At 68.0% G+C, this 24,543-nt stretch carries 31 protein-coding genes and 2 tRNA genes; 7 read left to right on the plus strand and 26 right to left on the minus strand.

Annotated features, from left to right (window positions below):
* Window positions 1–4: 4 nt before the first annotated feature.
* The 16 genes from ACFOW8_RS20885 to ACFOW8_RS20960 form a co-directional block, all read right to left on the minus strand.
* Window positions 5–1,543, minus strand: coding sequence for a hypothetical protein (locus tag ACFOW8_RS20885; RefSeq protein WP_378552739.1), 1,539 nt, complete (start codon window positions 1,541–1,543; stop codon window positions 5–7).
* Entirely contained in the window at window positions 1,540–1,818 is a 279-nt protein-coding gene (locus ACFOW8_RS20890; protein ID WP_378552741.1) for a hypothetical protein, read from the minus strand. Before ACFOW8_RS20890 ends, ACFOW8_RS20885 begins: the two co-directional genes overlap by 4 nt.
* Complete coding sequence (locus ACFOW8_RS20895; RefSeq protein ID WP_378552742.1) at window positions 1,815–1,961, minus strand: hypothetical protein; 147 nt, start codon at window positions 1,959–1,961, stop codon at window positions 1,815–1,817. Before ACFOW8_RS20895 ends, ACFOW8_RS20890 begins: the two co-directional genes overlap by 4 nt.
* Complete coding sequence (locus ACFOW8_RS20900) at window positions 1,958–2,686, minus strand: M15 family metallopeptidase (RefSeq protein WP_378552744.1); 729 nt, start codon at window positions 2,684–2,686, stop codon at window positions 1,958–1,960. The genes ACFOW8_RS20895 and ACFOW8_RS20900 overlap by 4 nt, the downstream gene beginning before the upstream one ends.
* Window positions 2,683–3,837 carry a phage portal protein gene (locus ACFOW8_RS20905; protein WP_378552746.1) on the minus strand — a complete coding sequence of 385 codons (1,155 nt, stop codon included), beginning with the start codon at window positions 3,835–3,837 and terminating at the stop codon, window positions 2,683–2,685. Before ACFOW8_RS20905 ends, ACFOW8_RS20900 begins: the two co-directional genes overlap by 4 nt.
* 10 nt (window positions 3,838–3,847) lie before the next feature.
* Window positions 3,848–4,099: a hypothetical protein gene (locus tag ACFOW8_RS20910; RefSeq protein ID WP_378552748.1), complete on the minus strand. Its 252-nt coding sequence runs from the start codon at window positions 4,097–4,099 to the stop codon at window positions 3,848–3,850.
* On the minus strand, window positions 4,081–5,409 hold the full coding sequence (locus ACFOW8_RS20915; protein WP_378552749.1) for a terminase large subunit domain-containing protein: 1,329 nt from the start codon (window positions 5,407–5,409) through the stop codon (window positions 4,081–4,083). Before ACFOW8_RS20915 ends, ACFOW8_RS20910 begins: the two co-directional genes overlap by 19 nt.
* Before the next feature lie 40 nt (window positions 5,410–5,449).
* Window positions 5,450–5,848, minus strand: a complete 399-nt coding sequence (locus ACFOW8_RS20920) for a hypothetical protein (RefSeq protein ID WP_378552750.1) — start codon at window positions 5,846–5,848, stop codon at window positions 5,450–5,452.
* Window positions 5,849–5,981: 133 nt separating this feature from the next.
* Window positions 5,982–6,245 (minus strand): HNH endonuclease, encoded by a 264-nt coding sequence (locus ACFOW8_RS20925; protein ID WP_378552752.1) that lies wholly within the window; start codon window positions 6,243–6,245, stop codon window positions 5,982–5,984.
* Complete coding sequence (locus ACFOW8_RS20930; protein WP_378552754.1) at window positions 6,242–6,613, minus strand: hypothetical protein; 372 nt, start codon at window positions 6,611–6,613, stop codon at window positions 6,242–6,244. Before ACFOW8_RS20930 ends, ACFOW8_RS20925 begins: the two co-directional genes overlap by 4 nt.
* Window positions 6,601–6,843, minus strand: coding sequence for a hypothetical protein (locus tag ACFOW8_RS20935; RefSeq protein ID WP_378552757.1), 243 nt, complete (start codon window positions 6,841–6,843; stop codon window positions 6,601–6,603). Before ACFOW8_RS20935 ends, ACFOW8_RS20930 begins: the two co-directional genes overlap by 13 nt.
* On the minus strand, window positions 6,840–6,986 hold the full coding sequence (locus tag ACFOW8_RS20940) for a hypothetical protein (RefSeq protein WP_378552759.1): 147 nt from the start codon (window positions 6,984–6,986) through the stop codon (window positions 6,840–6,842). The genes ACFOW8_RS20935 and ACFOW8_RS20940 overlap by 4 nt, the downstream gene beginning before the upstream one ends.
* Window positions 6,983–7,354: a hypothetical protein gene (locus ACFOW8_RS20945; RefSeq protein WP_378552761.1), complete on the minus strand. Its 372-nt coding sequence runs from the start codon at window positions 7,352–7,354 to the stop codon at window positions 6,983–6,985. The genes ACFOW8_RS20940 and ACFOW8_RS20945 overlap by 4 nt, the downstream gene beginning before the upstream one ends.
* A 459-nt stretch (window positions 7,355–7,813) precedes the next feature.
* Window positions 7,814–7,999 (minus strand): hypothetical protein, encoded by a 186-nt coding sequence (locus ACFOW8_RS20950; protein ID WP_378552762.1) that lies wholly within the window; start codon window positions 7,997–7,999, stop codon window positions 7,814–7,816.
* A 97-nt stretch (window positions 8,000–8,096) separates the two neighbouring features.
* Window positions 8,097–8,528 (minus strand): hypothetical protein, encoded by a 432-nt coding sequence (locus tag ACFOW8_RS20955; protein ID WP_378552763.1) that lies wholly within the window; start codon window positions 8,526–8,528, stop codon window positions 8,097–8,099.
* Window positions 8,525–8,746: a helix-turn-helix domain-containing protein gene (locus ACFOW8_RS20960; RefSeq protein WP_378552764.1), complete on the minus strand. Its 222-nt coding sequence runs from the start codon at window positions 8,744–8,746 to the stop codon at window positions 8,525–8,527. The genes ACFOW8_RS20955 and ACFOW8_RS20960 overlap by 4 nt, the downstream gene beginning before the upstream one ends.
* Window positions 8,747–8,937: 191 nt before the next feature.
* On the opposite strand from ACFOW8_RS20960, the gene ACFOW8_RS20965 reads away from it, so the two are divergent.
* Complete coding sequence (locus tag ACFOW8_RS20965; protein WP_378553181.1) at window positions 8,938–9,168, plus strand: XRE family transcriptional regulator; 231 nt, start codon at window positions 8,938–8,940, stop codon at window positions 9,166–9,168.
* Here the strand turns inward: ACFOW8_RS20965 and ACFOW8_RS20970 are convergent.
* Window positions 9,130–9,202 (minus strand) — tRNA-Lys (locus tag ACFOW8_RS20970). The two genes, ACFOW8_RS20965 and ACFOW8_RS20970, sit on opposite strands and share 39 nt — an antisense overlap.
* Window positions 9,203–9,556: 354 nt before the next feature.
* Here ACFOW8_RS20970 and ACFOW8_RS20975 point away from each other — a divergent pair.
* Window positions 9,557–10,762 carry a L,D-transpeptidase gene (locus tag ACFOW8_RS20975; protein WP_378552766.1) on the plus strand — a complete coding sequence of 402 codons (1,206 nt, stop codon included), beginning with the start codon at window positions 9,557–9,559 and terminating at the stop codon, window positions 10,760–10,762.
* 60 nt (window positions 10,763–10,822) lie between these two features.
* Here ACFOW8_RS20975 and ACFOW8_RS20980 read toward each other — a convergent pair whose 3' ends face one another.
* Both ACFOW8_RS20980 and ACFOW8_RS20985 read right to left on the minus strand, forming a co-directional pair.
* On the minus strand, window positions 10,823–11,167 hold the full coding sequence (locus ACFOW8_RS20980; RefSeq protein ID WP_378552768.1) for a hypothetical protein: 345 nt from the start codon (window positions 11,165–11,167) through the stop codon (window positions 10,823–10,825).
* 97 nt (window positions 11,168–11,264) lie between these two features.
* Window positions 11,265–11,435: a hypothetical protein gene (locus ACFOW8_RS20985; protein ID WP_378552770.1), complete on the minus strand. Its 171-nt coding sequence runs from the start codon at window positions 11,433–11,435 to the stop codon at window positions 11,265–11,267.
* Between the two features lie 25 nt (window positions 11,436–11,460).
* Between ACFOW8_RS20985 and ACFOW8_RS20990 the strand changes: the two genes are divergently transcribed.
* Both ACFOW8_RS20990 and ACFOW8_RS20995 read left to right on the plus strand, forming a co-directional pair.
* Window positions 11,461–11,985 (plus strand): CGNR zinc finger domain-containing protein, encoded by a 525-nt coding sequence (locus ACFOW8_RS20990; RefSeq protein ID WP_378552771.1) that lies wholly within the window; start codon window positions 11,461–11,463, stop codon window positions 11,983–11,985.
* Window positions 11,986–12,331: 346 nt separating this feature from the next.
* On the plus strand, window positions 12,332–13,336 hold the full coding sequence (locus ACFOW8_RS20995; protein ID WP_378552773.1) for a hypothetical protein: 1,005 nt from the start codon (window positions 12,332–12,334) through the stop codon (window positions 13,334–13,336).
* Between the two features lie 19 nt (window positions 13,337–13,355).
* Here the strand turns inward: ACFOW8_RS20995 and ACFOW8_RS21000 are convergent, their stop codons facing one another.
* From ACFOW8_RS21000 to orn, 4 genes are all read right to left on the minus strand, one after another.
* A complete protein-coding gene (locus tag ACFOW8_RS21000; protein WP_378552775.1) occupies window positions 13,356–13,721 on the minus strand; it encodes a hypothetical protein in 366 nt (121 codons plus the stop codon).
* A 7-nt stretch (window positions 13,722–13,728) separates the two neighbouring features.
* A complete protein-coding gene (locus ACFOW8_RS21005; protein ID WP_378552778.1) occupies window positions 13,729–14,694 on the minus strand; it encodes a hypothetical protein in 966 nt (321 codons plus the stop codon).
* A 427-nt stretch (window positions 14,695–15,121) separates the two neighbouring features.
* Window positions 15,122–15,197: transfer RNA gene (locus ACFOW8_RS21010), tRNA-His, on the minus strand.
* A 55-nt stretch (window positions 15,198–15,252) separates the two neighbouring features.
* Complete coding sequence (gene orn, locus ACFOW8_RS21015) at window positions 15,253–15,891, minus strand: oligoribonuclease (protein ID WP_378552779.1); 639 nt, start codon at window positions 15,889–15,891, stop codon at window positions 15,253–15,255.
* A 165-nt stretch (window positions 15,892–16,056) separates the two neighbouring features.
* On the opposite strand from orn, the gene ACFOW8_RS21020 reads away from it, so the two are divergent.
* Complete coding sequence (locus ACFOW8_RS21020; protein WP_378552781.1) at window positions 16,057–17,718, plus strand: helicase HerA-like domain-containing protein; 1,662 nt, start codon at window positions 16,057–16,059, stop codon at window positions 17,716–17,718.
* 284 nt (window positions 17,719–18,002) lie between these two features.
* Here the strand turns inward: ACFOW8_RS21020 and cmrA are convergent, their stop codons facing one another.
* Window positions 18,003–18,806, minus strand: a complete 804-nt coding sequence (cmrA, locus tag ACFOW8_RS21025; RefSeq protein ID WP_378552783.1) for a mycolate reductase — start codon at window positions 18,804–18,806, stop codon at window positions 18,003–18,005.
* A 353-nt stretch (window positions 18,807–19,159) separates the two neighbouring features.
* Between cmrA and ACFOW8_RS21030 the strand changes: the two genes are divergently transcribed.
* Complete coding sequence (locus ACFOW8_RS21030; RefSeq protein WP_378552784.1) at window positions 19,160–20,245, plus strand: phosphotransferase enzyme family protein; 1,086 nt, start codon at window positions 19,160–19,162, stop codon at window positions 20,243–20,245.
* Between the two features lie 184 nt (window positions 20,246–20,429).
* On the opposite strand, the gene ACFOW8_RS21035 is transcribed toward ACFOW8_RS21030, so the two are convergent.
* Window positions 20,430–22,460 (minus strand): FAD-dependent oxidoreductase, encoded by a 2,031-nt coding sequence (locus ACFOW8_RS21035; RefSeq protein WP_378552786.1) that lies wholly within the window; start codon window positions 22,458–22,460, stop codon window positions 20,430–20,432.
* On the minus strand, window positions 22,457–23,011 hold the full coding sequence (locus ACFOW8_RS21040) for a PadR family transcriptional regulator (RefSeq protein ID WP_378552788.1): 555 nt from the start codon (window positions 23,009–23,011) through the stop codon (window positions 22,457–22,459). Before ACFOW8_RS21040 ends, ACFOW8_RS21035 begins: the two co-directional genes overlap by 4 nt.
* Window positions 23,012–23,126: 115 nt before the next feature.
* On the opposite strand from ACFOW8_RS21040, the gene ACFOW8_RS21045 reads away from it, so the two are divergent.
* A complete protein-coding gene (locus ACFOW8_RS21045; RefSeq protein ID WP_378552791.1) occupies window positions 23,127–24,461 on the plus strand; it encodes an MFS transporter in 1,335 nt (444 codons plus the stop codon).
* Window positions 24,462–24,543: the final 82 nt, after the last annotated feature.

Raw genomic sequence — 24,543 nt, forward strand, 5'->3', positions numbered from 1 at the left:
CGGGTCACGGCGCCGGGGTGTAGTTGACCGACACCAAACCGCCGTCGTCGTTGAGCAACGTCGCGTAGTAGCCGAACACCGCGGCATCGCGGCCGCCGCGGGCGAGCTCGACAGCTTCCACACGGATCGGAGATCCGCCGAGCTCGTAGAACGTCGCGGCCGGTTTCGCGCCCACGATCACCTTGCCCGCGGGCACCAGTTCGGACGGGGTCAGCCGGTTCGGAGTGAACGCGAACAGCTCGAGCCACGCGGGCACGTCCAGGTCCGTGATATCCATCAGATCCAGGTAATCGTCCGGGTTGACCAGGGCGAACGTCGCGCGGGCGCGGCGCGGGCCGTACTTGATCGCGTGGATGCCGCGCGCGACGGCCTTCAGCAACGACGCCTCGGATGCTTCGGTGACGCCGTCGGACTCCATCACCGGTGCGGCGTTGGTGGTGACGAACGTTGCCGCGCGCTGGTCGGACACGACCGCGTAGGACTCTGCCATGGCCGCCCAGTAGGACCGGATGAACTCGTGGTCGTTGAAATCCCAGAACTTGCGGTCGAGGTCATGACCACCAGCGAGCCGCGACGCTTCGACCGAAACAAGCTCAGTCGCAACAGGATTGGTCGGGATCTCGGTCTTGTCGCCCGCGTAGTCGCCTACGGTCGGCTTGGTGACCCAGCGCCACCCCGACGCCTTCCAATGCGTCAGCGCCCGGCGCGTCAGCAGCGGCACAATCTCACGCTGATAGGCGACGCCATCCCACACCTCGCCGACCCACCCATCCGGGGACACCCACGGGTTGGCCGATCGGGTGATGTCGGCCAGTGCCGCCGTCAGCGACAGATCGCCCTGCCGCACCGCGTGCAAGGTTTCGGTGACGTTGTCCAGGGACATCGGGCGCGGCGCGGTAGTGGTCGGCAGGCCGACCGGGGCCGCGGCAGCGGTGATCTGCGGCGCCTGCGGTCCGTTTTCCGCAGGGGCCGCCGGAGCTGTGACCGGGGCGGATGCAGTCGCCGGCTCGGGGCCGGCTACGGGTGCCGGTCCGTTTTCGGGCGCCGGGTCATAGTTGAGTTCCACGGGGGTTTCCTCCTGGGTTTGGGCGGCGGTCACGTCGGTGACACGCGCGTCATCGAATGCGGGGACGGGGACCAGCGCGACGGCCGAGAGCTGGGCACTGATCACGGTGCGCCGATCCGGCGAAAGCTGGACATTGGACAGCTCGACAGACAGCGCGTCACGGACACCGGCGGCGTCGGCTAGCGCCTGGTCGCCGTCCGGGCCGGGGCCGACACGAAACGACATAGTGAGCCCGCCAGTGTCGGAGTTGGCCGCGGTGGCGAACCCGACCGGTTGCCCGCCAGCGTTGGAGTGATCGCGAAACAGCTTCACCCGCCGCAGATCCGCGGGCAGCGAGATCGCGCCGGGGGCCACATTGACCGGCCCCGCCGAAGTGCGCCCGGTCGGCCCGTAGGGCAGGGCAAGGCCGGTGATGGTGCGCCCGGCGTTGTCGGCGGTGAGGTCAGCCGATGTCGGGGTGGTGGTGAGCTTGGTCATGGCGTGTTCCTCCTGCGGTGGCGTCCGGTGTCGTCGGTGGCGGCGAGCAGCGGCAGGGCGTGGCGGAGCCACTGGTCTACCTCCGGGATCGCCAAAACCCTTGTGACAACGGCGTTCCCGGCCAATGCTGCGGCAATGACCAGCGCGGCCCAGGTTTGGCCGAGGTGGGTAACGAGCAGCGGGACCAGTGGACCCAGCCCGACCAGCGTTGCTGCCGTCGACCGGGCCGCGGCCCTGCCGGGGTGCGCGCACTGCGTCGGCTGGGCATCGCTCATGGCCTCGTCAACTCCCGCCGGGGGGTGAGCGCGCCGCGCGATTCCATGGCCTGAGTGACCGCGATCAACAGCCACGTCACGGCACCGACCGCGATCAGCGCCGTGCAGGCGAGCGCGAAAGCGAGGATGGCGAACCACATCACCGGTCGGCCCTCCACTGCTCCATTGCCTGCTGCCACTCGGCGAGCAGCGCTTTCCACTCCTCCGAGGTCGCCTGATCATCGATCTTGGTTTCGATGTCGGTCAGCCGGTCGAGCACGGCCGGGATCGTCGAGCGGTGAAGCTCTTCGATCTTGCGGTCGATCTCGAGGATGAAATCGGCCAGCGGGGCGGCGTAGTCGCTGCCGGGGACCTTCGACTTGTAGACGGGGTCGGACACGGTGGGCTCCTCTTCGGGGGTGTAGACGCCGAGGTATCCGGCGCTCAAGTCGCGGGCGAGTTGCGACAGGCGCGGGTCACCGGGCGGTACCGCGATTTCGGTGTGCATCTCGTCGGGCGGGTTGGACCAGTCACCGCCCCACGCGAGCACGCCGCGGAACTGGGTGAGCAACTCGTGTACGGCGTCGCGCTGGTCGGCGGGCATGGTGTACCGCTGGAACGGCAGACTCGAGGCGTTGAGGTCGATCGCGGTACCGGACAGATGGCAGCTCGTGGGGTGGTCGTTGGTGGCCGACCAGCCCCAGTAGTCGCGCGGCTTGTACGTGTCGATCGGCCGAATGCGCTTGTGCCACAACGCTGCCCAGGCGTTGAGAACGGTTGCGACCTCACCGGCGCGGATCTCGATCCGCACGTCGGCGGTGCCGGGCACCAGTGCCCGAACGATCCGGTGTGCGCCGATGAACGGCCACCCGTTGTAGCTGGTCGTCACTGTGCGGCCTCCTGAGTTTGGGGGGTGGCCGCACCCGCGCGGGGGGTCGCGGGTGCGGCCGGGGCGGCGGCCTGAGCGGGGGCGGGGCCGCCGTCGTCGGGTGGCGCGACAGAACGGGCGCCGACCCCGACGAAGTTCTCAGCGTCGAACGCGACGCGCTGGCCGCGGGGCACCATGTCATCCATGCCCAGCCGGGCCGAGATCGCCGACATGTACGGCGCTAGCCCGTAATCGACCAACTCCGCATTCCGGCTCTCGGTGGTCGAGTACGTCATCGAGGCGTTCTCGAGCGAGGCGTCGAGGGCTGAGGCCGGTACGCCCATCGTGCGGGCGATGTCGATCGCGGCAGCGTTGCGGCCCTCGAGTAGCAAATGTTCACTCGCGGCGCCGAGTTCGCGCACTTCGATCGAGCTGGGTGTCATGGCGACGCCACCGTTTTCGCCGCGGCGCGCCGCTACCCACGCCGCAATGAGATCTGCGCGGTCTCCGGCGGTCATGGGCGCTTCGTTGGTTTGGTGCAGCTCGAGATGCGCCGCGGGCGTGGCCGCGGCCTTGTCCGCGGCAGCCAGCAGGCGCGCTGCGTGCCGGATGGCGAGTTTCCCGTTCCACAAGATTCCCTCGTCGACGCCGGGGATCAGGCACACCGCCGAATCTGCGACCAGCTCGCCGTCGATTTCGACACGGCCGAAGGTGTCGAAATCCCAACGGTCCCAAGGGACACGCCCGGCGGCCAGGACCGAGCCATCGGCGCCGCGGGTGACCCGCCAAAGCGACCAACCCCAGAACAGTAGATCGTCGACCGTCCAGAGCATTCGGTGGTAGGGGGAGACCTCGCCGTCGGTGCGGTCGAGCCAGGCCGGTTGCGGGGCGAGAATGTCGTCACCGCGCAGCACGTGCAGCGGCATACCGGCGATCGCGCCGCAGATGATCTTGCGGGCGCGGGCGACCGCGGGCACGGTCATCGCCTCGAGCCGCGTCATCGGTAGCACGTTTTCGAGGCCGACCAGGTCCGGCCACACGACCTGATTCAGGTGCGACGGGTACGCGGTCCACGGGCTTTCGACCTGCACGTGTTGCGGCGCGTACGGCGTCGAGGCCGCTACCAGGTCCGGCAGTGCCCGGACTGCGCGCAGTGAGGAAATGATGCCCATGCACTTATCGTCACGAGACGGTCTGAATCCTGCGCTTGCTGCTGCGGGCGTGGCGTGTCTGGTAGTTGGCGCGGTTGATCGCGGCGCGTTTGGCCGCCTTGTCGTCGCCGTGCACCGCGTGTACGTGATCGCGGCAGGCGCGCGCGTTCTCCGCAGCGGTGGCACCGGCGTAGCGCCATCCGCACCGGCACACGCTCACGGTGCCGAAAGCTGTTGAGTCCGTGACGAATCCGGCCGCGTCCTTCATCCGAACATCACCCATGGTGCCTCCTGCTCGTGGTCCTGGTGCAGCAGCGCATACAGCGCGAGTGAGGCAGCCTCGAGCGTGGCGATGCTGCCTACGGTGCGGCGCGACAGCGCGAACGCATCGCCTACGGGGCGTTTGGCGAGGATGTCGGCGGCGGCGTCGAACGCGGCGTCTGTGCGCACCCGCACCGTGGGCGGGCCGCCTTCGGGCGGGTTGATGCCGTCGACCAGCTGGGCGGCGGCGGCGCACACTTCGCGGGTACCGATCTTCACCAGCTCGACCCCGGCCACGTCGAGCTCATCGGCGAGCGCACCGGACGGGCCGTTGCGGTCGATCGCGACGCCGTGGTTACGGTGCGCCGCGGCGACCGCGGGCACGCGACCGATCGCCCAGCGCCAGCCGGGGCGCACGTCGACCAGCTCGAGCACCGGCACGCCGTCGACCAGGGCCGCGGCGACGATCGCGGTTTCCTCGCGGTCGATCGACACCGCGACACCGAACGCGGGCCGGGCGGCATCGGGAATCGAGGCCGCGGTTTGCGCGTCGTTCCATGGTCCGATCGGGATCAGCCGCTCACCGGCGCCGGTGCGGCGGTTGCCGTAGGCGCGGGCGAACTCGCCGGGTTTGTCCGCGAACTTCTTCTTGGCCGCGATCAGCGCGTCCATGTCGAGCGTGTGCCCGTAGGCCGGGTGCGCCGCGGCGACCGCGTCCAGGTCCATCGGGTCCACGTCGTCGGGGATCGACCACTCGAAATAGCAGATGTCGGGGTCACCGGCGCGACCGCGGTCGGTCAGCGCGTGCCACCACGTCGAGGTCGCATCGCCCATCGTGGACAGGATCACCACTTGCGCGCCGGGCCGGGTGTTCTGCGTCGGCGCGATCGCCTGCAGCAAGTCCGCGCCTTGCTGCTCGGTGAAGTCCCAAGCCTCATCTATCACCGACAGATCCGACTGTTTGCCGTGCATCGCGCCGGAGGTCGGCGGGTGCGGTCGCAGCGTGCCACCGGTGGCGAATGTCGCGTGCTCGTCACCCTTGCCGCGCTTGATCGACACCAGCGGCGCCAGCGGCGAGCGGGTCAACCGTTGCACCATTTCCACCCACTGGTCGCGGGCGTCCTGCCCGGTCTGGGCGGTGTACCAGGTGCGGGCATCGGGCCGGGGCAGCGACAGGCACCGGTGCACCGCGGTCGCCAGCGTCAGCGTCGTTTTCCCGGCCTGCCGGGGCACCGAGATCACAACGAGCGGGTGCGCGTACCGGCCGCGGGCGTCGACCTCACCGGCCACATCGGCAATCTGGCGTTGCCAGGGCATGAGCGGTTGCCCCATGGCCGCGGACACCTTCGCGACCGCGGGGCCGAACGTGGCCCTACTCGGGTCGCGCGGTGTCGCGAACCGGGGCGGCGGGGTCGGGTGTGGCGAGTTCACGGAGCAACTCCTGTACTTGGTCGTCCTGCGCGGTCGCGCGGGTCTCCGGCGTCATCCGGAGTTCCTTCAGCGCGTCGAGGATCGGGTTGATCAGCTTCGACGGCCCGTAGGGCTTGTTCTGAGCCTCGAGCGCGTCGAGCGCCCATGCACCGGCCCGCACCAGCGACAGCGCGGCGTCATCGCGGTCGTCGAGGGTGCCGTCGTTGCGTTCGGCGTCGATCGCGCGCTCGACGGCTTCGCTGTGACGGCCGGGCCGGGTCCGCACGACCGCATTCGCCGGCATCTCGGGCAACAGCGATTCTTGCCCCTGCTCGGGGTCGCGTGAATGTCGTCGTGGCATGGGGTATACCCTTCCGATTGCGTTGTTTACCAGGTGTTTCGGACCGTTCCGGAACGGTACCTACCCCCCGTATAGGTATTCGGGAAGGGGGAAGGAAGCTCGCGGGGTGTCCGCGCCGATCGGTGACAAAAACTCACCACCGGCGAGACGGCGCGAGAGTCTGCGCGCGGATCGGATGGCGACGGAACCACTCGGCGAGATCCATGTCACCGCGCGAGCTGTTGCATCGGCGGTGTGCAGGACGCAGATTGGCGAGCGCATCACTGCCGCCCTTGCTGCGTGGGATCTTGTGATCAGCACTGTTGGCACCGAGACGGCCGCAGAGATGGCACCGCACGCCGTATGTCTCCAGGGTGAGGCGCACCAGTGCTTGCGATCTACGGCCGCCCCAGCTCATGCGGGCTCTACCGGCTCGGTCGGCTCCATAGCCAGCGGGGCCGGGCCGACATGCGGCGGCGGACCGGCCTTGGCCGCCCGGCGAGCAGCGACACGTGCCCGGGCCTTGCTCACCGGGCCGTGTCCGGGCCGACCGCCCGCGCGAGGCACCAGCGGCACACCGCCGAAGTCCGCCTTATACAGGGCGTCGGCCTCGTCGGCGGCGTCGTCGGCTTCCCACTGGCGCCGTACTTCGGCCTCTTCGGCGGCCAGATCGTAGTCCGGCCGCGGGCACTCGCACCCGTAGCAATCGGTGCAGGTGCCGCAGTCGGCGCACCGGGCGACGGTGCCGCAGCCGCACGGCAATTCGGGCCAGGTCACGGCAGCCATGGTTTGCATCCTTCGGTCGGTCGGTGCAGGCGGTAGCGGGTCACACCGCGGCGCTTCGCCTCGATCAGATCCACGCCGGTCAGCACCACGGCCCGGTCTCCCTGGACGCGGATCGTGCCGAACTCGTCGGGGTCGCAGTCCAGCGGCAGCCACTCGCCGTTGAGTCGGCGCCGGTAGGCGATCGGCGCGAAGCACACACGGCAGACGTTGGTGTCCTCGAGGGTGGTCACTGCTGGCGCTCCTTCCACGCGGGGCCGACGCACGACATGCCATCGGCGGTCTTGTGCGCCATCGGTCGGCCGCTGCGGGTGATCGTCACTTGCTTGCCGCACGCTGGGCAGGCGGCGCGGTCGCGGTCTCGTCGGTTCCTCATCGGGCCGCCTTCGCCCGGCGCCGCGGCGCGGTCGGCGCTTCGGGGTTGCTGCCCGCGCGGAACGTGGCGCCGCGCAGGATGGCGTCACGGTTGCGGGTCGCTTCGGCGACGGCCGCGCGCACTTCGGCCTGGTTCGCACGACGGCCCTGCTTGCGTGCCTTGCGGTGCGCGGCGGCGCGAGCGGCGGCCGGGTCGGCTATGCGGGTGGTGAGGTGGACGGCGTCGGCACACGCCTTGTGCAGGATCCGGCCGCGCGACCATTCCACCGGCGACTGTGCCTTGATCGGTTCGTTGCAGTGTCTACAGCGGTCATCCCACCGAGCCAGCCACGGGCCACGGGCCGGTTTCCGGGTGGTGTCTCGTTTCATCGAATGCCCCTATCAATCGGTGTTGTGGTGGTGGGTGGTGCGCGCGTGACCTCCCCCAGGAAATTCCCGAGAAGCGGCGCCCTGCTCTCGTTTAGGCCAGCGGCATCCCCGCACCTGTCGGGGTGCGTTGTCGGGGTTGCGTTGTGCTGGTGCAACATTCGCCCGGTAGCGAGCCGGAGCGGATGTCCCAGAGCGCCGTCTCTCCGGGTAAAGCAGCGTGTCGACGTGGCGCGGTCGGTTTACGTCGGACCGCACGGTGGAGCGACGCTTAGGCGGCATCACCGCCTGAAGTGGTGGCCCGCTGGCGCCTAGGGATCGACACCGGACGCCAGCGGGAATCTGTGCGCCCGCCGCGGCACTCCCAGCACGGCAGCACCTCACCGGTATCAGGCCGCCGCGGAACGCGCGCCTGCCGGTGGTAGGGGATGCCGCACTCGGGGCAGCGGGGGCGGGGTGAGGTCATCGGCGGGACATCTCCCGCTGGATCGCCCAGCACGCGAACTTGAATTCGCGGGCGGCACTGGGCGAGTTGGCGTTTGTCGCGAGCAGGCCGCGCGAAGTGTCGAGCGCTTCGGCCAGCTCGTCGCCGGAAAGCTGTTTCAGCTGCCGCATGTACGCCCGGCGCGCGGCGTCATCGGCGCTCACAGGACTACCCAGAACAGGGCGACCACGGCAGCGAGCACCAGCAGCACGCGGCCGATGTCGAGCAGCAGCACGACAGCCGGGTCGGTGTCTTCGGGCCTCATGCGGCCAGCTCCAGTCCGATCCAGATCAGCGCGGGCCAGCTGGCACCAATCGCGATCGCCCACAGCCACACCGACAGACCCCGGCCTCTCTCCGGGGCCTGTCGGTGGGTGCCCTTACGGTCGCGGTGCCCACCAACAACCGAAAGGAAGTCCTCATGAGTGAGCAGACGATGACCGACGCCGAGTTCCGTGCTCGCACCGCGGCCAACTTCGCCATTGCTGAGCGCCGGATCGTAAAGCTTGAGTCCCTCTGTGAGCAGCTCCGGGCCGCAAATGCGGCACTCGAAAAGCGGTTGGCTGTAGTCGAGGCTGCGCGGCACTGAATCGCACGTGCAGATGTCCTGGTCCGGCGTACTCGTGCGCCGGGCCAGCCCGAACGCGACGGCGAACCCGGCGAGCGCGGCGGCCAGGATCAGCGCGGCCATCATGATGCCAGCCCCAGAACGCGGCGCGCTTCGGTGCGGCGGTGAGCAAGAGCGGACACGACGGACTCGTCGAACATCCAGTGCCCACGCGGGCCGGGTGCCTTGTGCAGGTGCGGCAGATAGCCAGATAGCGCCCAGCGCGTCACAGTCGCGACCGTGACACCCAGGATGCGCGATGCATCGGAAGTGCCGATCTCACGATTGGGGTGCATGACACTCATGTAAGCCGATTGCATCGAGTTGTGCAATGCACGACACGCATCGAAACGCGCCGGAACATGCTTATGTTGCTTGGTTGTTATTGCGTCAGTGCAATACGATGGCCGACATGACCACATCACACGGTTTCCGGCCGGAGGCCGGGCGCATCCCGGAGTTCAGCAAGGGCGATCGCTACCGGAAGGCGCGCGAGATGGCTGGCTACGGGTCGGCAGAGTTCGCGGCACTCATCGGCGTGAGTCGTAACACGGTGTCCGCGATCGAGGGTGACCGCACCAACGTTCGCCGGATCGTCGCGAACGCCTGGGGGATGGCAACGGGCGTCCCGGTGGTCTGGCTAGAGACGGGAACGGCCCCGTCACCAAGTGGTGACGGGGCCGCTGAGTGCGCCATCAGGGACTCGAACCCCGAACCCGCTGATTAAGAGTCAGCTGCTCTGCCAATTGAGCTAATGGCGCTTGGCTTGCCCGGTTCGTCACCATCTGGAGCAACCTTTCGGCTTCTCTCCCTGGCCCCGCTCTCCGGTGCGGAACAAACTTTATCAGGAGGGGGCCCGGAAACTGAAATCGGGCTCTGAACAGCGCAGATGCTGAGATCTTGGCGTTGTTAACGATCGGAGGGCCGAGGCGGATCTACAGGATGTGACTTGGTCGTGTCGGGGCGCTTTCGCGTTGGTGCCGACCGGGCGGGCTGGCAGAATGGCTGGGACGGCGGATTCGCAACGCCCCAGCCGGCGTGGATGGCACGGGCGTGCAACGTCGGTGGGATCTGCGGCGCACACGTTATTGCGTCGGTATGGAAACGGGGTTGACATGGGTAAGACGCGGGGACATCGGTCGCTGCGGGCGATCGTTCCGGTGGCACTGCTCGCGGTGCTCGCGATCGGGGCGACGGCCTGTTCCACGGCGGAGGGGGCTGGTGTCGATGTCGCGATCGACCGTAACCCCATCACCGAGCTGATGAAGCCGAAGTTGGTGTCGGAGATCAAGGACGGGCAGGTCGGCGTCTCGCCGGGCATGCCGATGGCGTTCCAGGTCGAGGACGGCAAGTTCACCGAGGTCACCCTGACCAACAGGGAGGGCAGGGCGGTGTCGGGCCAGCTGGCGCCGGACGGGCGGTCGTGGGCGACCACCGAGGTGCTCGGCTACGGCAAGACCTACCAGCTCACGGCGTCGGCGATCGGGCTCGGCGGCGCGAACTCCTCGACACTCAGCTTCACCACCAGCTCGCCGAACAACCAGACCAAGCCCTATCTGACGCCGGGTGAGGGCGAGGTCGTTGGCATCGGTCAGCCGGTGGCCATCCAGTTCGACGAGAACATCCCGGATCGCCGCGCGGCACAGGATGCGATCACCATTACCACCGAGCCGCCGGTGGAGGGTGCCTTCTACTGGGTGAACAACCGTGAGGTGCGCTGGCGGCCCGAGCATTTCTGGGCACCCGGCACCCGGGTGAACATCGATGTGAACGTCTACGGCAGGGACCTCGGCGACGGGCTGTACGGCCAGGACAACCTCACTTCGCACTTCATCATCGGAGACGCGCAGATCTTCACCGCCGACGACAGCACCCACATGGTGACCGTGGAGCGCAACGGCGAGGTGATCAAGACCATGCCGACCTCGATGGGCAAGGATTCCACACCCACCGACAACGGCATCTACATCGTCGCCGACAAGCACGACAAGCTGATCATGGACTCCTCCACCTACGGTGTCGCGATCGACTCGCCCGACGGCTACCGCACGCCGGTCGACTACGCGACGCGCATCTCCTACAGCGGTATCTTCTTCCACTCGGCGCCCTGGTCGCTGGGGCAGCAGGGGTACTCCAACGCCAGCCACGGCTGCCTGAACCTGAGCCCGGCGAACGCGCGCTGGGTGTATGAGAACGCCCAGCGGGGTGACATCACGATCGTGAAGAACACCGTCGGCGGCACGCTGTCCGGGGTGGACGGGCTCGGCGACTGGAACATCCCGTGGGCGGAATGGAAGGCGGGCAACGCTGACATCGCCTGAGTCGCGGGAATGCGAACGGCCACCGGGGTTTCCGGTGGCCGTTCGTCGTTTCCGGGGCGGTCAGGCTGGGGTGGGCAGGTCGCTGCAGTCCATCATCGCCTCGCCCGCCACCGCGAGCGCGCTGCCGAGCGCGCCACAGAGGATGCGGCCGCCGAACAGCAGCCGGTCCAGGTTTGGCAAGCCGGCCGAGCCGGTGCCGGAGGAGCCGGTGGTCTCCAGGCCGGTGGTCGACCCGCTCTGCGCCGATCCGGTCGAGGGCTTCTCGGTGGGAAGGCCGAAGTCGCCCGCGGGGGATTCCGCCGTGTATTCGGTCAGGGGCAGGCCGGGTGCGGCCGTCGCGGTCCCGGCCAGGGGGCCGAGCACGGTGGCCGCCGCGACGGCGACGACAACGGTGGAACGCTTCATCTAGGGGTCTTTCGGTCGAGCCAGACGAGATCTTCCGCACAATTGGGCGGTGGTCCAGAGTGTAGCGGCGAACAGTGATCTCCGTCATGACACCGGCTCAGGCGGTTGCGGCGAGTTCGCGATGGGGGAGTTCGGTGGTGATGCTCACGTCCAGGTCGCCGGTGACGACTCGCCGGACACCGCATGGGCATCGTTGGTAGGCGATGAGGCCGTCGCTGGTGCGGTGGCACGACTCGATGGACCAGGTGTGCGCGGGGTGGCTGCTCATGCTTCGAGTCTGTTGTAATGGCATTATGCATTACAACCATTACGGTCGGGAGCCGGTGCAGCTCGGGGTGGGGTTGCTCAATGAACCGTGCGCGAGCGCGGCGGAACTGGGGCAGCGGTGCGCGGCGGCAGGCCTGGTGCTGTCGCGCGCCCCGACCACGGCCGATCTCGCCTCGGTGACCGAGTTCCTGGCCCGCTGGCGCGCGGTGGTGGAGTGTGTCGAGCGCACCGGCCGGGCGGCGCTGCTCAACGACCTGCTCGCCGAATACGCCTCCGCGCCACGGCTGACCGATCACGCGGGCGACGGCTGGCACCTGCATTTCCGCGACCCCGGTGTCGCGACCGACCGGCAGATCGCCGCCCTCGTCACGGTCGGCACGGCCCTGCATCTGACCGGGCTCGGGATGGACCGGCTCGGCGTGTGCGCGGCCGACGGCTGTACGCGCGTGTACGCCGACACCTCCCGCAACGGCAGGCAACGCTTCTGCAGTCCGGCCTGCGCCAACCGCTCGGCGGTGCGCAGGCATCGGGCAGGCCGCGCCGCGAGGTGATCAGGGCGCGGCCGGTCGGCGGTCACGGTACCGGGAAGTTGGCGCGCAGGACGTTGTGCGGATCGCGTGCCCGCTTGATCCCGCGCAACCGTGATGTTGGATCATGTTGTGGGCAAGTAGGATTGGATGAGTTCCAGGATGGTTGTCGGTTCTCTCGGCCGAGCCTCGGTGACCCGGCTGTGGCGTCCCTGGGGCAGCACGTGCGCAGCGCTTGTCTCAGGGGGATGGAATGGTCGACCTTGCTGTTGATGCGTCGAAGCTTGCGGGCCTCACGCTGGATCTCCAGGACATCGGCGTCAACTTCACCGAGAACGCGAGCCGGTTGCTACCGGGTTTAGCGCTACCGGTGGGAACATCCGGACAGCTGGCACAACTGTCGCCGCCGATCCAGAAGCTGCAAACCACACTGTCCGGCGGTCATCAGAAGGACATGAGCGCCCTCGGCGCGCTGAGTTCTGGACTGGGGACCGCGGGTATCGCGTACAAGAATTCCGACGAGCAGCACGCTGTCTCGATCAATCAAGCCGTGGCCACCGTGACCGACATGCAGGGTGTCGCGGCGACGAACCCGGCCGGGGACGTCCGCCGATGCACCGGCATGCAGGAGCTCAGCCTGCTGGACGTGGAGGAAGCCCAGTACACGGTCCGCCAGGTCGTCACCGGCTGTGTCGAGCTGCTCACCTCCTACGACGAGCCACTCGGCCGGACCATTGGCATCAAGCCCGCTGCCGACTATCTGGCGCCGCTGGCGGCGGACTGGGAGGCACTGCGGGGAGTCGGTAAGCGGATCGGCCTGCTCGGCATCAACGACTTCGTCCACTCACAGAACCTGTTCGCGGGCATCGGGTGGATACAGGCCGACTGGACCGGTGCGGCCGCGGCCGCTTTCGGAGCTACCGCGACTACCCTCGGACAGTCGTTCGATACCCGTAGCGTCGATCTCGACGCCGTCTCCAAGATCGTCGAGAACGGCGCGTCGCTGCTCGAACGGCTCGTCTACAACCAGGCCGCGGACCTGGCGGGCTCCCTTACGGAGCGCATGACCTTCGCCAATTTCACGCTCCCCCTGGCTAGTTGGGCGCAGCTGATCGACGAGCCGATGGACGAGTCGACCAGATCTCAGATCACCGCCGCCGTCGACGCGCTGAAGAAGTCGGTCGCGACTCGCCAGGACGCGATAACGACCACGATCCAGCGGATCGCCGGCGCCCTGGGCTACGAGTCCGGCCGCACCGCCCCGGTCTACAACCCAGGCGAATTCGAACTCCCGGAGAAGGTGGTCGTCGACATGGGCACCATTCGGTACGGATACGGCGACAACGTGTGGTTCGAACACGCCCTCCCCGTCTGATCCGGTGACTCCGGGCAGGTCAATCGGGCGCGAATCCGTTGACCTCGAACGAAATCACGACCGCAGCGACCACGGCAGCGCCGAGGGCGAACGTCGCCGAGGACGCCAGTGCGAAAACTCGGATGCGTCGCCACCGGGACAATGTCAATCCGGCGGGGATCGCGACGAGTGCCGGAACCATCCACGTTATCCAATACCACGGCGAGATCGGTTCCGTCTCGCCTCGGTATTTCTTCGGAGTCGCCGTGAGTTCGGGCACGTCGAAGACGTTCTGCAGCAGCGCGACCAAAGGAAAATAGGCGATCACCGCCAGTATGCCGCCGGTGATGGCTCCAAAGGTCGCCGGGGCCAGTACGTGATCCGTCCTGCTGTTCTTGTCAGTCATATCCCACCTATTTCGAACCCGACCAGGAATGCACCGTACCGGAACCGTATACCAGGAACGATTTGGCAAGGCCGAGTTCCTCGCTCTGCGCCATGGTGTTCACGGCGGCCTGAGCCATGTTGCCGTAGTCGGCGTCGGTATGGAAATTGTAGATATCGCAGATGTGGGACTGCTGCCTCAGTTCGATCCGATGCGATCCGGCCGCTCCGGGATGAGCGACCACCACAGTGGTCGAGGCAAGGCTGTACCGGCCGAGCGATTGGACATGATCGTTCGAGATTCCGGCGACGATGATCCAGTCGGTGGACAAGATGACCTTGACAGGATTCTGAGTCTTGTCCACTTCGGTGATCGCCCGGCTAATCGCGGCCTCCTTGTTGTCGGAGATTTCCGCGGGGCAGGTTGAAATCCCGGAGTCGCTGTACGCGTGGCGGTCTTCACTTATCCAAGTCTCGATAGTTGATTCTTCCAGCACGTAGTCATCGCCGGTCACGCGATAATAGTGATCGAATAGTTTTTTGGCGACAGGGCGATCTCGCGAGCTGAAGTAGACTGCCACAGCGGCCGCTTGAGTAGCATTTGCTTGGGTCAAATCTCCGGTGAAATCGCGAACTGTCTTGAATTTGCTCAAGTCGACTACCGGGAAATTTGGATGTATAGAAGTGTCGTAACTCGCGATCGGCGGCGCCTGCCCATTCTCGCCACCTTGAATTTCCTCGTACATAGCATTCCCCCCGACCCGCACGCTTCGATATTTCTGCGCGGTCCGACCCTGGTCGGACCACTCGGACTCTACTTCCTGTGAGGTTCGACGGCCAACTTCGGTAGCGCCGAATCTGTTGCGGTGCAGTAGGTCTAGGTTGTTCGGTGGAACCATGGCCCACCCCGACCACGACGACCGAGCTACCGCGCCTGCTGTAGCTGTTGTGCCCGAACAAGCATCTGCTGGTCGCCAGGCGTCGAAGGCGTTCATGAAGTCTCCAACGCCCGTGGTCACGCACAGAGTCATATCGAGACCGGGCCACTTGGTCGCTACCGCGCTGCTACCGGTGCTGGAGCAGGCACGGCTGGCCGCCATCGGGAGCACCCGCATCGGCGTGGCCGATATCCGGGATGCATAGCACGCCCCGATGCGGTCGTCGTCACGCTGGCAGTGTGCCGGTCGGGAGGTTCGGTTCCCTTAGTTCCACAGCTGAATGTGGAGCCTACTCGGCGGCGCCGGTGCTGCCCAGGAACGAATCCACGGCGCTGATCAGGGAGTTTGTTGCCCGCGTGACGATTGCTGGCCCGGACCGGCTGGTCCGGGCCTTCCAGGTCGCGCTAGGAGGTACAGCAGACGGCTGCGGAACACGCTGGTCCCGGTGCGCGAACCACGAGAGGTGGCCCGCGCACCGGGCGCTTGGGGTGAGTGACGGGACTCGAACCCGCGACAGCCAGGATCACAACCTGGTGCTCTACCAACTGAACTACACTCACCATCGCCGGTGAATCACCGGCGCCGTCGATATTAGCGTGTTTGTAGCTTCAGGCCCTAATCCGCTGGTCGGAGGCCTGTTCCAGCGACATCCACGGCCTCGGTGACCGCGTCGGCGACGGCGGCGACCTCGGTGCTGGACGGGCCGGGCAGCGGCACGAACGCGGTGCGGCGGTAGTACTCGAGCTCCCGGATGGACTCCTTGATGTCGGCCAGCGCCCGATGCGCGAGGCCCTTCTCCGGCTGGCCGAAGTAGATCCGGGGGTACCAGCGGCGGCACAGTTCCTTGATCGAGCTCACATCGACCATCCGGTAGTGCAGGTGCTCGTCGAGGTCGGGCATGTCGCGCGCGATGAAACCGCGATCGGTGGCGATCGAATTGCCGCACAGCGGCACCGTGCGCGGGGTCGGCGCGTACTGGCGCACATAGTCGAGCACCTGGGCTTGGGCCTGCTCGAGCGTCACGGTGGAACGCCGGACCTCTTCGGTGAGACCGGATTTCGCGTGCATCTCGGCGACGACCGGGGGCATGCAGGCCAGGGCGGCGTCGTCGGCGTGGATGACGATGTCGACACCGTCACCGAGGATGTTGAGGTCGCTGTCGGTTACGAGCGCGGCGATCTCGATCAGCTTGTCGCTGTCGAGACGGAGCCCCGTCATCTCGCAATCCATCCAGACCAGGAGTTTGTCGGACACCCGAGCCACCCTAACGGGATGCCGTCGGGCGTGAGCGGCAGGTGTGTCGGACGGGCGAGGCGCGGGACGGGAGATGACGGGCGGCGATACAGTTTGCGGGGAGTTCCCGCATACCTTTCGAGCATTTCTTGCGTACGGCAGTGGTGACCAGACGGAGGACGCGCGATGACCACCCCTCAGGAAAAGGCGGCAGCGGCCCGTAAGGCGGCTGAGGAGGCGGCACGGGTCGCCGCCGAGGCGGCGGCCGCCGCCGAAGCCGCGGAACGCGAAGCCGCCGCGAGTGCCGAATCGGCGCAGGAACCCGCGGGCGCGGCGGGCGAGATCGCCGCCGGGTACAACTTTTCCGGACCCGCGCTCGAACTCGGCACGGTGATGGTCGATGGGGTGACCGATCCCACTGCGCGCGTGCGGATTCCGCTGCGCATGATGAACCGGCACGGCCTGGTCGCCGGCGCGACGGGCACCGGCAAGACCAAGACCCTGCAGGGCATGGCCGAGCAGCTGTCCCGCGCAGGCGTTCCCGTGGTGCTCGCCGATGTGAAGGGTGATCTGTCCGGGCTGAGCGAACCAGCCGAGGACAGCCCGAAGATCCGCGAGCGGGCCGCCGAGACCGGCGCCGCCGACTGGACCCCGCGCGGATTCCCCACCGAGTTCGTCTCGCTGGGTACCGGCGGGATCGGTGTGCCGATCCGGGCGACGATCACCTCGTTCGGCCCGATCCTGCTGAGCAAGGTGCTCGGACTCAACGACACCCAGGAATCCACCCTCGGGCTGATCTTCCACTGGGCCGATCAGCGGGGCCTCGCGCTGCTGGATCTCAAGGATCTGCGCGCGGTGATCACCCACCTGACCAGCTCCGAAGGCAAGGAAGACCTCAAGGGCATCGGCGGGGTGTCGGCGCAGACGGCGGGGGTGATCCTGCGCGCGCTGGTGAACCTGGAAGCCGAGGGCGGCGACACGTTCTTCGGCGAGCCCGAGCTCGATCCGGCCGACCTGCTGCGCACCGCGGGCGGGCAGGGGGTGATCACCCTGTTCGAACTCGGGCAGCAGGCGGCCCGGCCGGTCCTGTTCTCCACCTTCCTGATGTGGGTGCTCGCCGATCTGTTCCAGACGCTGCCCGAGGAGGGCGATCTGGACAAGCCGAAGCTGGTCTTCATCTTCGACGAGGCGCACCTGCTGTTCGCCGAGGCGTCCAAGGCGTTCCTGCAGCAGGTCGAGCAGACGGTGAAGCTGATCCGCTCCAAGGGCGTCGGAGTGTTCTTCTGCACCCAGCTGCCCACCGATATCCCGAACCCGGTGCTGTCGCAGCTCGGTGCGCGCGTCCAGCACGCACTGCGCGCCTTCACCCCCGACGACCAGAAGGCGTTGTCGAAGACGGTGCGCACCTACCCGAAGTCGGAGGTCTACGACCTGGAGAAGGCGCTGACCTCGCTGGGTACCGGTGAGGCGATCGTCACCGTGCTCTCGGAGAAGGGCGCACCGACCCCGGTGGCCTGGACCAAGATCGTGCCGCCATCGTCGCTGATGGACACGATCGGCGACGACGCGATCAAGTCCAAGGCCTTGTCGAGTGGGCTGCAAGGCAAGTACGGGCAGAGCATCGACCGTGAGTCGGCCTACGAGATGCTGCTGGCCAGCGTGGCCGCGACCGAGCCGCCCGTGGAGGCGCCGAAGACTCCCGGCCGATCGCAGGCACCGCAGGAGCAGGACTCGGCGGCCGAGCGGATCATGAACAACCCGGCGGTCAAGAGCTTCCTGCGCTCCGCGGCCAGCGCGGCCGGTCGCGAGATCAGCCGGAGTTTGTTCGGTACCCGCAGGCGGCGATAGGCCGCCCCGCCCGGCATCAGGCCGGGCGGCGTATGCGGTTCAGCTGCCGAACCAGCCCCAGGGGAACCAGTGGTGGTAACCGCCGCCAGCACCACGATGGCCGCGATCACAGCGGTCCCAGTCGCGGTCGTACCGGTTGTTGCTGTTGTACCAGTCACGGTCGCAGCGGTGGCCGCGATCCCGGTCGCAGTACTCCCCATGGCGATGGTCCCAGTCATCGCAGCGTGGGTAATGGTTGGTGTGCACCACGGCCGGTGTGGCCGCGGGCAGGGCGGTGGCGGGAGCTAACCGCCGAGCTTCTTGTAGAAGGCACCGGCGATCGGCGCGGTGACGGCGCGGGGGCCGTAGTTACCCGCGACGCTCATACCCTTGCTGATCAGGCCGGGCACGATGCGCATCTTGTTGCGGGCCAGCGCGTCGATGGAAACCTTGGCGGTGTATTCGGAAGAGACCCAGAGGAAATCCGGGACCATCTTGTCGACGATCGACTCGTCCTCGGGGGCCGGTGTCTCGGTGCGGACCGGACCCGGCGCCAGCAGGGTCACGTTGACGCCGGTGCCCTTGAGCTCGCCGCGCAGCGATTCGGAGAAGGTGTTGGCGAACGCCTTGGACGCGGCGTAGGTGGCGTTGTTCGGGATCGGCATGTTGCCCGCGGCCGAACCGCTGATCAGGATGCCGCCCGCTTTGCGTTCGAGCATGCCGGGCAGCACGGCCAGGGTCAGGTCGTGCACGGCGGTGGCGTTGAGTTCCATCTGCGCGCGCTCGTAGGCGAAGTCGAGCTCGGCGACCGGGCCGAAGGTGGCGATGCCCGCGTTGTTGCACAGGACGGCGATATCGCGGACCGCGAGCTCGTCGACCAGGCTGGCCCGCTGGGCGCGATCGGCGAGGTCCACGGCACGCACCTCGGCCGTGATGCCGTGCGCCAGGGTCAGCCGCTGGGCGAGTTCGGTGAGGATCTCACCGCGCCGGGCGACCAGGATCAGCGAGTAGCCGCGCCCGGCCAGCTCGGCCGCGAGCGCGGTGCCGATGCCGGAGGACGCGCCGGTGACGACGGCACGATTGTCTGCGGTGGGGGAGGGCAAGCTCACACGGGGAGCTTAGGGGATCCGGTGAGGTGTGGTTCGGCCACATCCGCTGGGCGGTACCCGAGGTCACGAACAGCCGGTTGCCCTGGATCTAGCATGGCAGTTGCGATGACGACCCAACCACCGCCCCGCCCCGCCGACGAGCACTCGATGATCCCTGCCAACGACCGTGACGGCAGGCACGCCGTGACGCCGTCTGCCCGGCACCCCGGAATCGGCGTGGGTACGCAGGGAGCAGGGTGATGGCGGATGGGTGAACCCAGCACGCGTGGCCGGGGTGCGGGTGGACTCGGCGCGGACAGATCTTCGGTGGGATTCCGGTCGTCGGTGCTGATGTCTACGTATGCGGTGTGGTCGTGACCGGTGAGCGGGTGTTCGGGATGGGCGAGACGCCCACGGCCGAAGCGACCTGGCCCGCGCTGACCGAGGACGAGATCGCCGAAGCCGTCGCGGGGGCGTGGCCAGGGCTGGCGGCCGCCGAGATCACCTGGCGAAGTGCCAGGCCGCTGTCATCGACCGTGGGTGTGCGTACCGCGGATGGCATCGACCTCGTGGTCAAACGCGTGCCCGCGCGGTTGCGTGACCCGGCGGCGCTGGCCGAGGAGCACCGTTTCATGGACCATGTGCGCGGCAACGGGATTCCGGTCCCCGAGGCGCGAACGGCCACACAACCCTCGCTCGGTGCTGCCTTCGTCTACGAGGTCCAGCGAGCAGGGGAGGGGCAGGACCGGTATCGGGCCGACTTCTCCTGGTCTCCGTACGCGGCGGGCGATGCGGCGGGTGCCGGGCGCATGCTGGCTCGATTGCACGTGGCCGCTGCGGGTTTCGACGCCCCGGCCCGGCCTGCCCGGCCGCTGCTGGCGTCGATGCACGGTGGTGTGGTGCGTGCCGTCGAGTGGCACATCGCGCGCCGCCCCGCGGTGGCGGAGTTCCTGACGTACCGGGACTGGCGCGCGGAGGTGCGCGACCTCGAAGTCGACCTGTCAGCGGTGGAGCCGCTGTGGACGCACGGCGATTGGCACGGCACCAACCTGCTGTGGCGCGGACATGAGGTATCCACGGTGTTCGATTTCGGCCTGGCCGACCGCACCACCGCGATGTTCGATCTGGCCACCGCCATCGAACGCGCGGCCGTGGATTGGGTCTCGCTGCGCAACGGCGGCGCACCCGATGTCCGCGAGGACCAGATCCGCGCGCTGATCGAGGGCTACCGCTCGGTGCGCCCCCTGCCACCCGCCGAGCGACGGCTGCTCCCGGATCTGCTCCCGCTGGTGCACCTCGGCTACGAGCTGTCGGAGATCGACTACTTCCTGACCGTCGCCCGCCAGCCGCGCAATGCCGAGATCGCCTACCGGGATTGGCTACTCGGCCACCTCGACTGGTTCCGGACGGCCGCGGGGCAGCACATGCGCGGATTCGTCCGGGATGTGGCTGCCGGATAGTGCACCGGCCGCTCCCACGCCTGCCACACACAAAGCTGTCCGGCGGTGGTATTCCGAACCATCAGCGCCGTTCGTGTGCGCTCAGCTCGGTGTCAGGCTGACAGCACACCGCCCCGCCCACCGGATGCGAGGTCGGCGAGCGGGGCGGGGCAACGGTCGTCCGTTCGCGGCGGACGACCGGGCTCTACAGGCGCGCGGCCAGGCGGGTGCCCTGGTCGATGGCGCGCTTGGCGTCGAGTTCGGCGGCCAGGTCGGCGCCGCCGATCAGGTGCAGGTCGATGCCCGCGGCGCGCAGCGGCTCCTCGAGTTCACGCACCGATTCCTGGCCTGCGCACACGATCACATTGTCGACCTCGATGACGCGCGGCTTCTCGTGCTTGTCGCCGAAGCTGATGTGCAGGCCCGCGTCGTCGATGCGCTCGTAGTTCACGCCACCGACCTGCTCGACGCCCTTGGCCTTGAGCGCGGCGCGATGCACCCAGCCGGAGGTCTTGCCGAGATCCTTGCCGAACGGGGTGGACTTGCGCTGCAACAGCACCACGTCGCGGGCGGCGGGGGCGGGCTTGGGCTGCTTGAGCTGACCGCGGACCTGCTCGTCGTCGGCGTCGACGCCCCACTCTTCCTTCCACTCGTCCAGCTTGAGCGTGGGATGGCCTTCCACGGTGAGGAATTCGCTCACGTCGTAGCCGATGCCGCCCGCGCCGATCACCGCGACCTTCTTGCCGACCGGCTTCTCCTCCTTCACCAGCTCGGCGTAGGAGAGCACCATCGGATGATCGATGCCGGGGATGTTCGGGATGCGCGGGCGCACCCCGGTGGCCAGGACCACCGAGTCGTATCCGCCCGCGACGAGTTCCTCGGCGGTGACGCGCTTGGCGAGGTGCAGGGTCACACCGGTGAGGTCGATCTTGCGCCGGAAGTACCGGATCGACTCGTCGAACTCCTCCTTGCCCGGGATGCGGCGGGCGATGTCGAACTGACCGCCGATCTTGTCGTCGGCCTCGAAGAGGTCGACCCGGTGCCCGCGTTCGGCCAGGCTCACCGCCGCCGACAGCCCGGCGGGACCGGCGCCGACCACGGCGATCCGCTTGCTGCGGCGGGTCGGCAGCAGGTTGAGCGTGGTCTCGCTGCCCGCCCTCGGGTTCACCAGGCACGACACCTTCTTGTTGCCGAAGGCGTGGTCGAGGCAGGCCTGGTTGCAGGCGATGCAGGTGTTGATCTCGTCGGCCCGGTCGCCCCTGGCCTTGTTGGCCCATTCCGGGTCGGCCAGCAGCGGGCGGGCCAGCGAGATCAGTGCCGCGTCACCGCGGGTGAGGATCTCCTCGGCGATCTCGGGCATATTGATCCGGTTCGACGCGCACACCGGGATGTTCACCCGGCGGGCCACCTTCGCGGTGAACTCCACGAACGCCGCGCGCGGCACCGAGGTGACGATGGTGGGCACCCGCGCCTCGTGCCAGCCGATGTCGGTGTTGAGGATGTCGACGCCCGCGGCCTCCAGTTCCTGGGCCAGCGCGATGATCTCGTCGAAGGTCTGACCCTTCTCCACCAGTTCGGCCATGGACAGCCGGAACACGATGATGAAATCCGGGCCGACCGCCGCGCGGATGCGCTTGGCGATCTCCACCGGCAGCCTGCGCCGGTTCTCCGGGGTGCCACCCCATTTGTCGGTGCGCTTGTTCACCCGCGGCGCGAGGAACTGGTTGATGAAATAGCCCTCACCGCCCATGATCTCGCAGCCGTCGTACCCGGCGAACTTGGCCAGTGCGGCGCAGCGGGCATAGTCGTCGATGGTGTTCTCGACGCCCTTGGCCGACAGGGCGCGCGGCTTGAACGGGTTGATCGCCGACTTCACCGCCGAGGCCGACACGCTGGTCGGCATGTAGGAGTAGCGCCCGGCGTGCAGGATCTGGATGGCGATCTTGCCGCCCTCGGCGTGCACCGCCTTGGTGATGGCGCGATGCCGGTAGGCCTCGGACTTGGTGGTGAGCTTGCCGCCGAACGGGGCGAGCCAGCCGGTGCGGTTGGGGGCGTAGCCGCCGGTGATGATCAGGCCGACACCGCCGCGGGCGCGTTCGGCGAAGTAGGCGGCCAGTTTCTTGGTGTCCCAGGCCCGGTCCTCGAGACCGGTGTGCATGGAACCCATCACCACCCGATTGCGCAGGGTGGTGTGGCCGAGGTCGAGTGGTTCGAACAGGTGGGGGTAGGCGGTCATGGGTGATCGTCACCTTTTCGCGGTCGCAGGGCCTGCAGTACTTCGTCGCACCATTCGACGTAGCCGGACTCCGCGCGGATGCCCGCGCGCAGCACCAGATACTGGTGCAGGGCGGCGCCGGAGAGCTGATCCGGCGCCGGGAAGAATTTCTTTTCGCTGAGCCGGTACTCGTCCAGGCGCTCCGCGTGCTGGGCGCGGTGGCGCTGGACCTCGGCGCACACGGCCTCGATGTCGCCGTACGCCGCGCCGCGGATCTTCACGCCGAGCACGTCGTGAGCGGGGCTGTACTCGGTGGGCTCGGCGATCCAGCGGGCCAGTTCGGTGTGGCCCTCGGGGGCGACCGAGTACACCTTCTTGTCGGGTTTTCCCTGCTGGGCGACCGATTCCACGGTCACCCACCCGGAATCCTCCATGCGCTTGAGTACCCGGTAGATCTGCTGGTGGGTGGCACTCCAGAAGTAGCCGATCGACTTGTCGAACCGGCGTGCGAGCTCGTATCCCGACCCGGCGCGTTCGCTGAGTGAGACCAGTAGCGCGTGCTCCAGTGCCATGGGACGAGGGTATCCGCAACGCTCGGTACTATGCAACCAGGTTCATATGATCGGCGGCGTGCCGAAACGCCGATGTGCCCGGCCGAGCGCGCCGATCCCCATTACGCTTCGCCTCATGACCGAGGTGAACGCGTCCGACACCGTCGGCGAGGCGGCCGGGCGTGGGCGGGTGCTGGCATGGGGACTCTGGGACTGGGGATCGTCGGCGTTCCAGGCCGTCACGCTCACCTTCGTCTTCTCGGTGTATCTCACCGACAAGGTCGGTGACGATCTGCCCGGTGGCACCTCGGCGAGTGCCTGGCTGGGATGGTCGCTGGCGGCGGCCGGGCTGCTCGTCGCGCTGACGGCGCCGGTCTGCGGCCAGTACTTCGACGCGGTCGGTTCCCGCAAACGCGCGCTGGCGACGCTCACCGCGCTCACCGTCGTCGCGATGGCGCTGATGTTCTTCGTCCACGACGACTACCGCGATCTCTGGCTCGGCCTCGCCCTGCTGGCCTTCGCCTCGGCGGTGTTCGAGCTGGCCGGGGTGCCCTACAACGCCATGCTGCGGCAGGTCTCGACCCCGGCCACGGTCGGCCGGGTGTCCGGATTCGGCTGGGCGATGGGCTATTTCGGTGGCATCGTGCTCCTGCTGATCTGCTACCTGGGGTTTCTCGCCGGTGACGGCGACACGCGCGGGTTGCTCGGCATCCCCACCGATCAGGGCCTCAACGTGCGCTTGGCGATCGTGCTCGCCGCGGTGTGGTTCGCCGCGTTCGCGCTGCCGGTGCTGTTCGCCGTCCCCGAGCTGCCGCGCACCGGCGCCGATCCCGGCGCCGAGAAGGCGGGCGTGCTCGGCTCCTACCGGGTGCTGTGGCGCGATGTGCGCGACCTGTGGGTCACCGACCGGCACACGGTGTGGTTCCTGCTCGCCAGCGCGGTGTTCCGGGACGGGCTGGCCGGGGTCTTCACTTTCGGCGCGGTACTGGCGGTGCAGGTGTACGGGTTCGCCGACGCCGATGTGCTGCTGTTCGGGATCGCCGCCAATGTCGTCGCGGGCGCGGCGGCCATCGCGGCGGGCCGGTTCGATGACCGGCTCGGGCCCAAGCGGGTGATCGTGGCCTCGCTGGTGGGGATGATCGCGTGCGGACTCGTGCTGCTCGTGGTGTCGGGCACGTTGATGTTCTGGATCTTCGGGCTCGCGCTGACCGTGTTCGTCGGCCCGGCGCAGGCCTCGGCCCGCTCGTTTCTCGCGCGCCTGGCTCCGCCGGGACGTGAGGGGCAGCTGTTCGGGCTCTACACCACCACCGGGCGGGCCGTCTCATTCCTGGCGCCCGCGCTGTTCGGCCTGTTCGTCTGGGTGTTCGGCACCGACCGAGCCGGGATCGCCGGGCTGCTGGTGGTCCTGACCGCGGGATTGCTGGTGCTGCTTCCGGTGCGCGCGCCCGCCGAGGGGGCCCGCGCCGCGTAGTGGTGTCTCACCACGATCGGGCGGCCGGGTTGTGTGTACGCCCGTACTCCGAGTTTCGGGTTACGTTCGGTGTGCGGTGTGT

The organism is Nocardia rhizosphaerae, from assembly GCF_042650365.1.
GTDB classification, from domain to species: Bacteria; Actinomycetota; Actinomycetes; order Mycobacteriales; family Mycobacteriaceae; genus Nocardia; species Nocardia rhizosphaerae.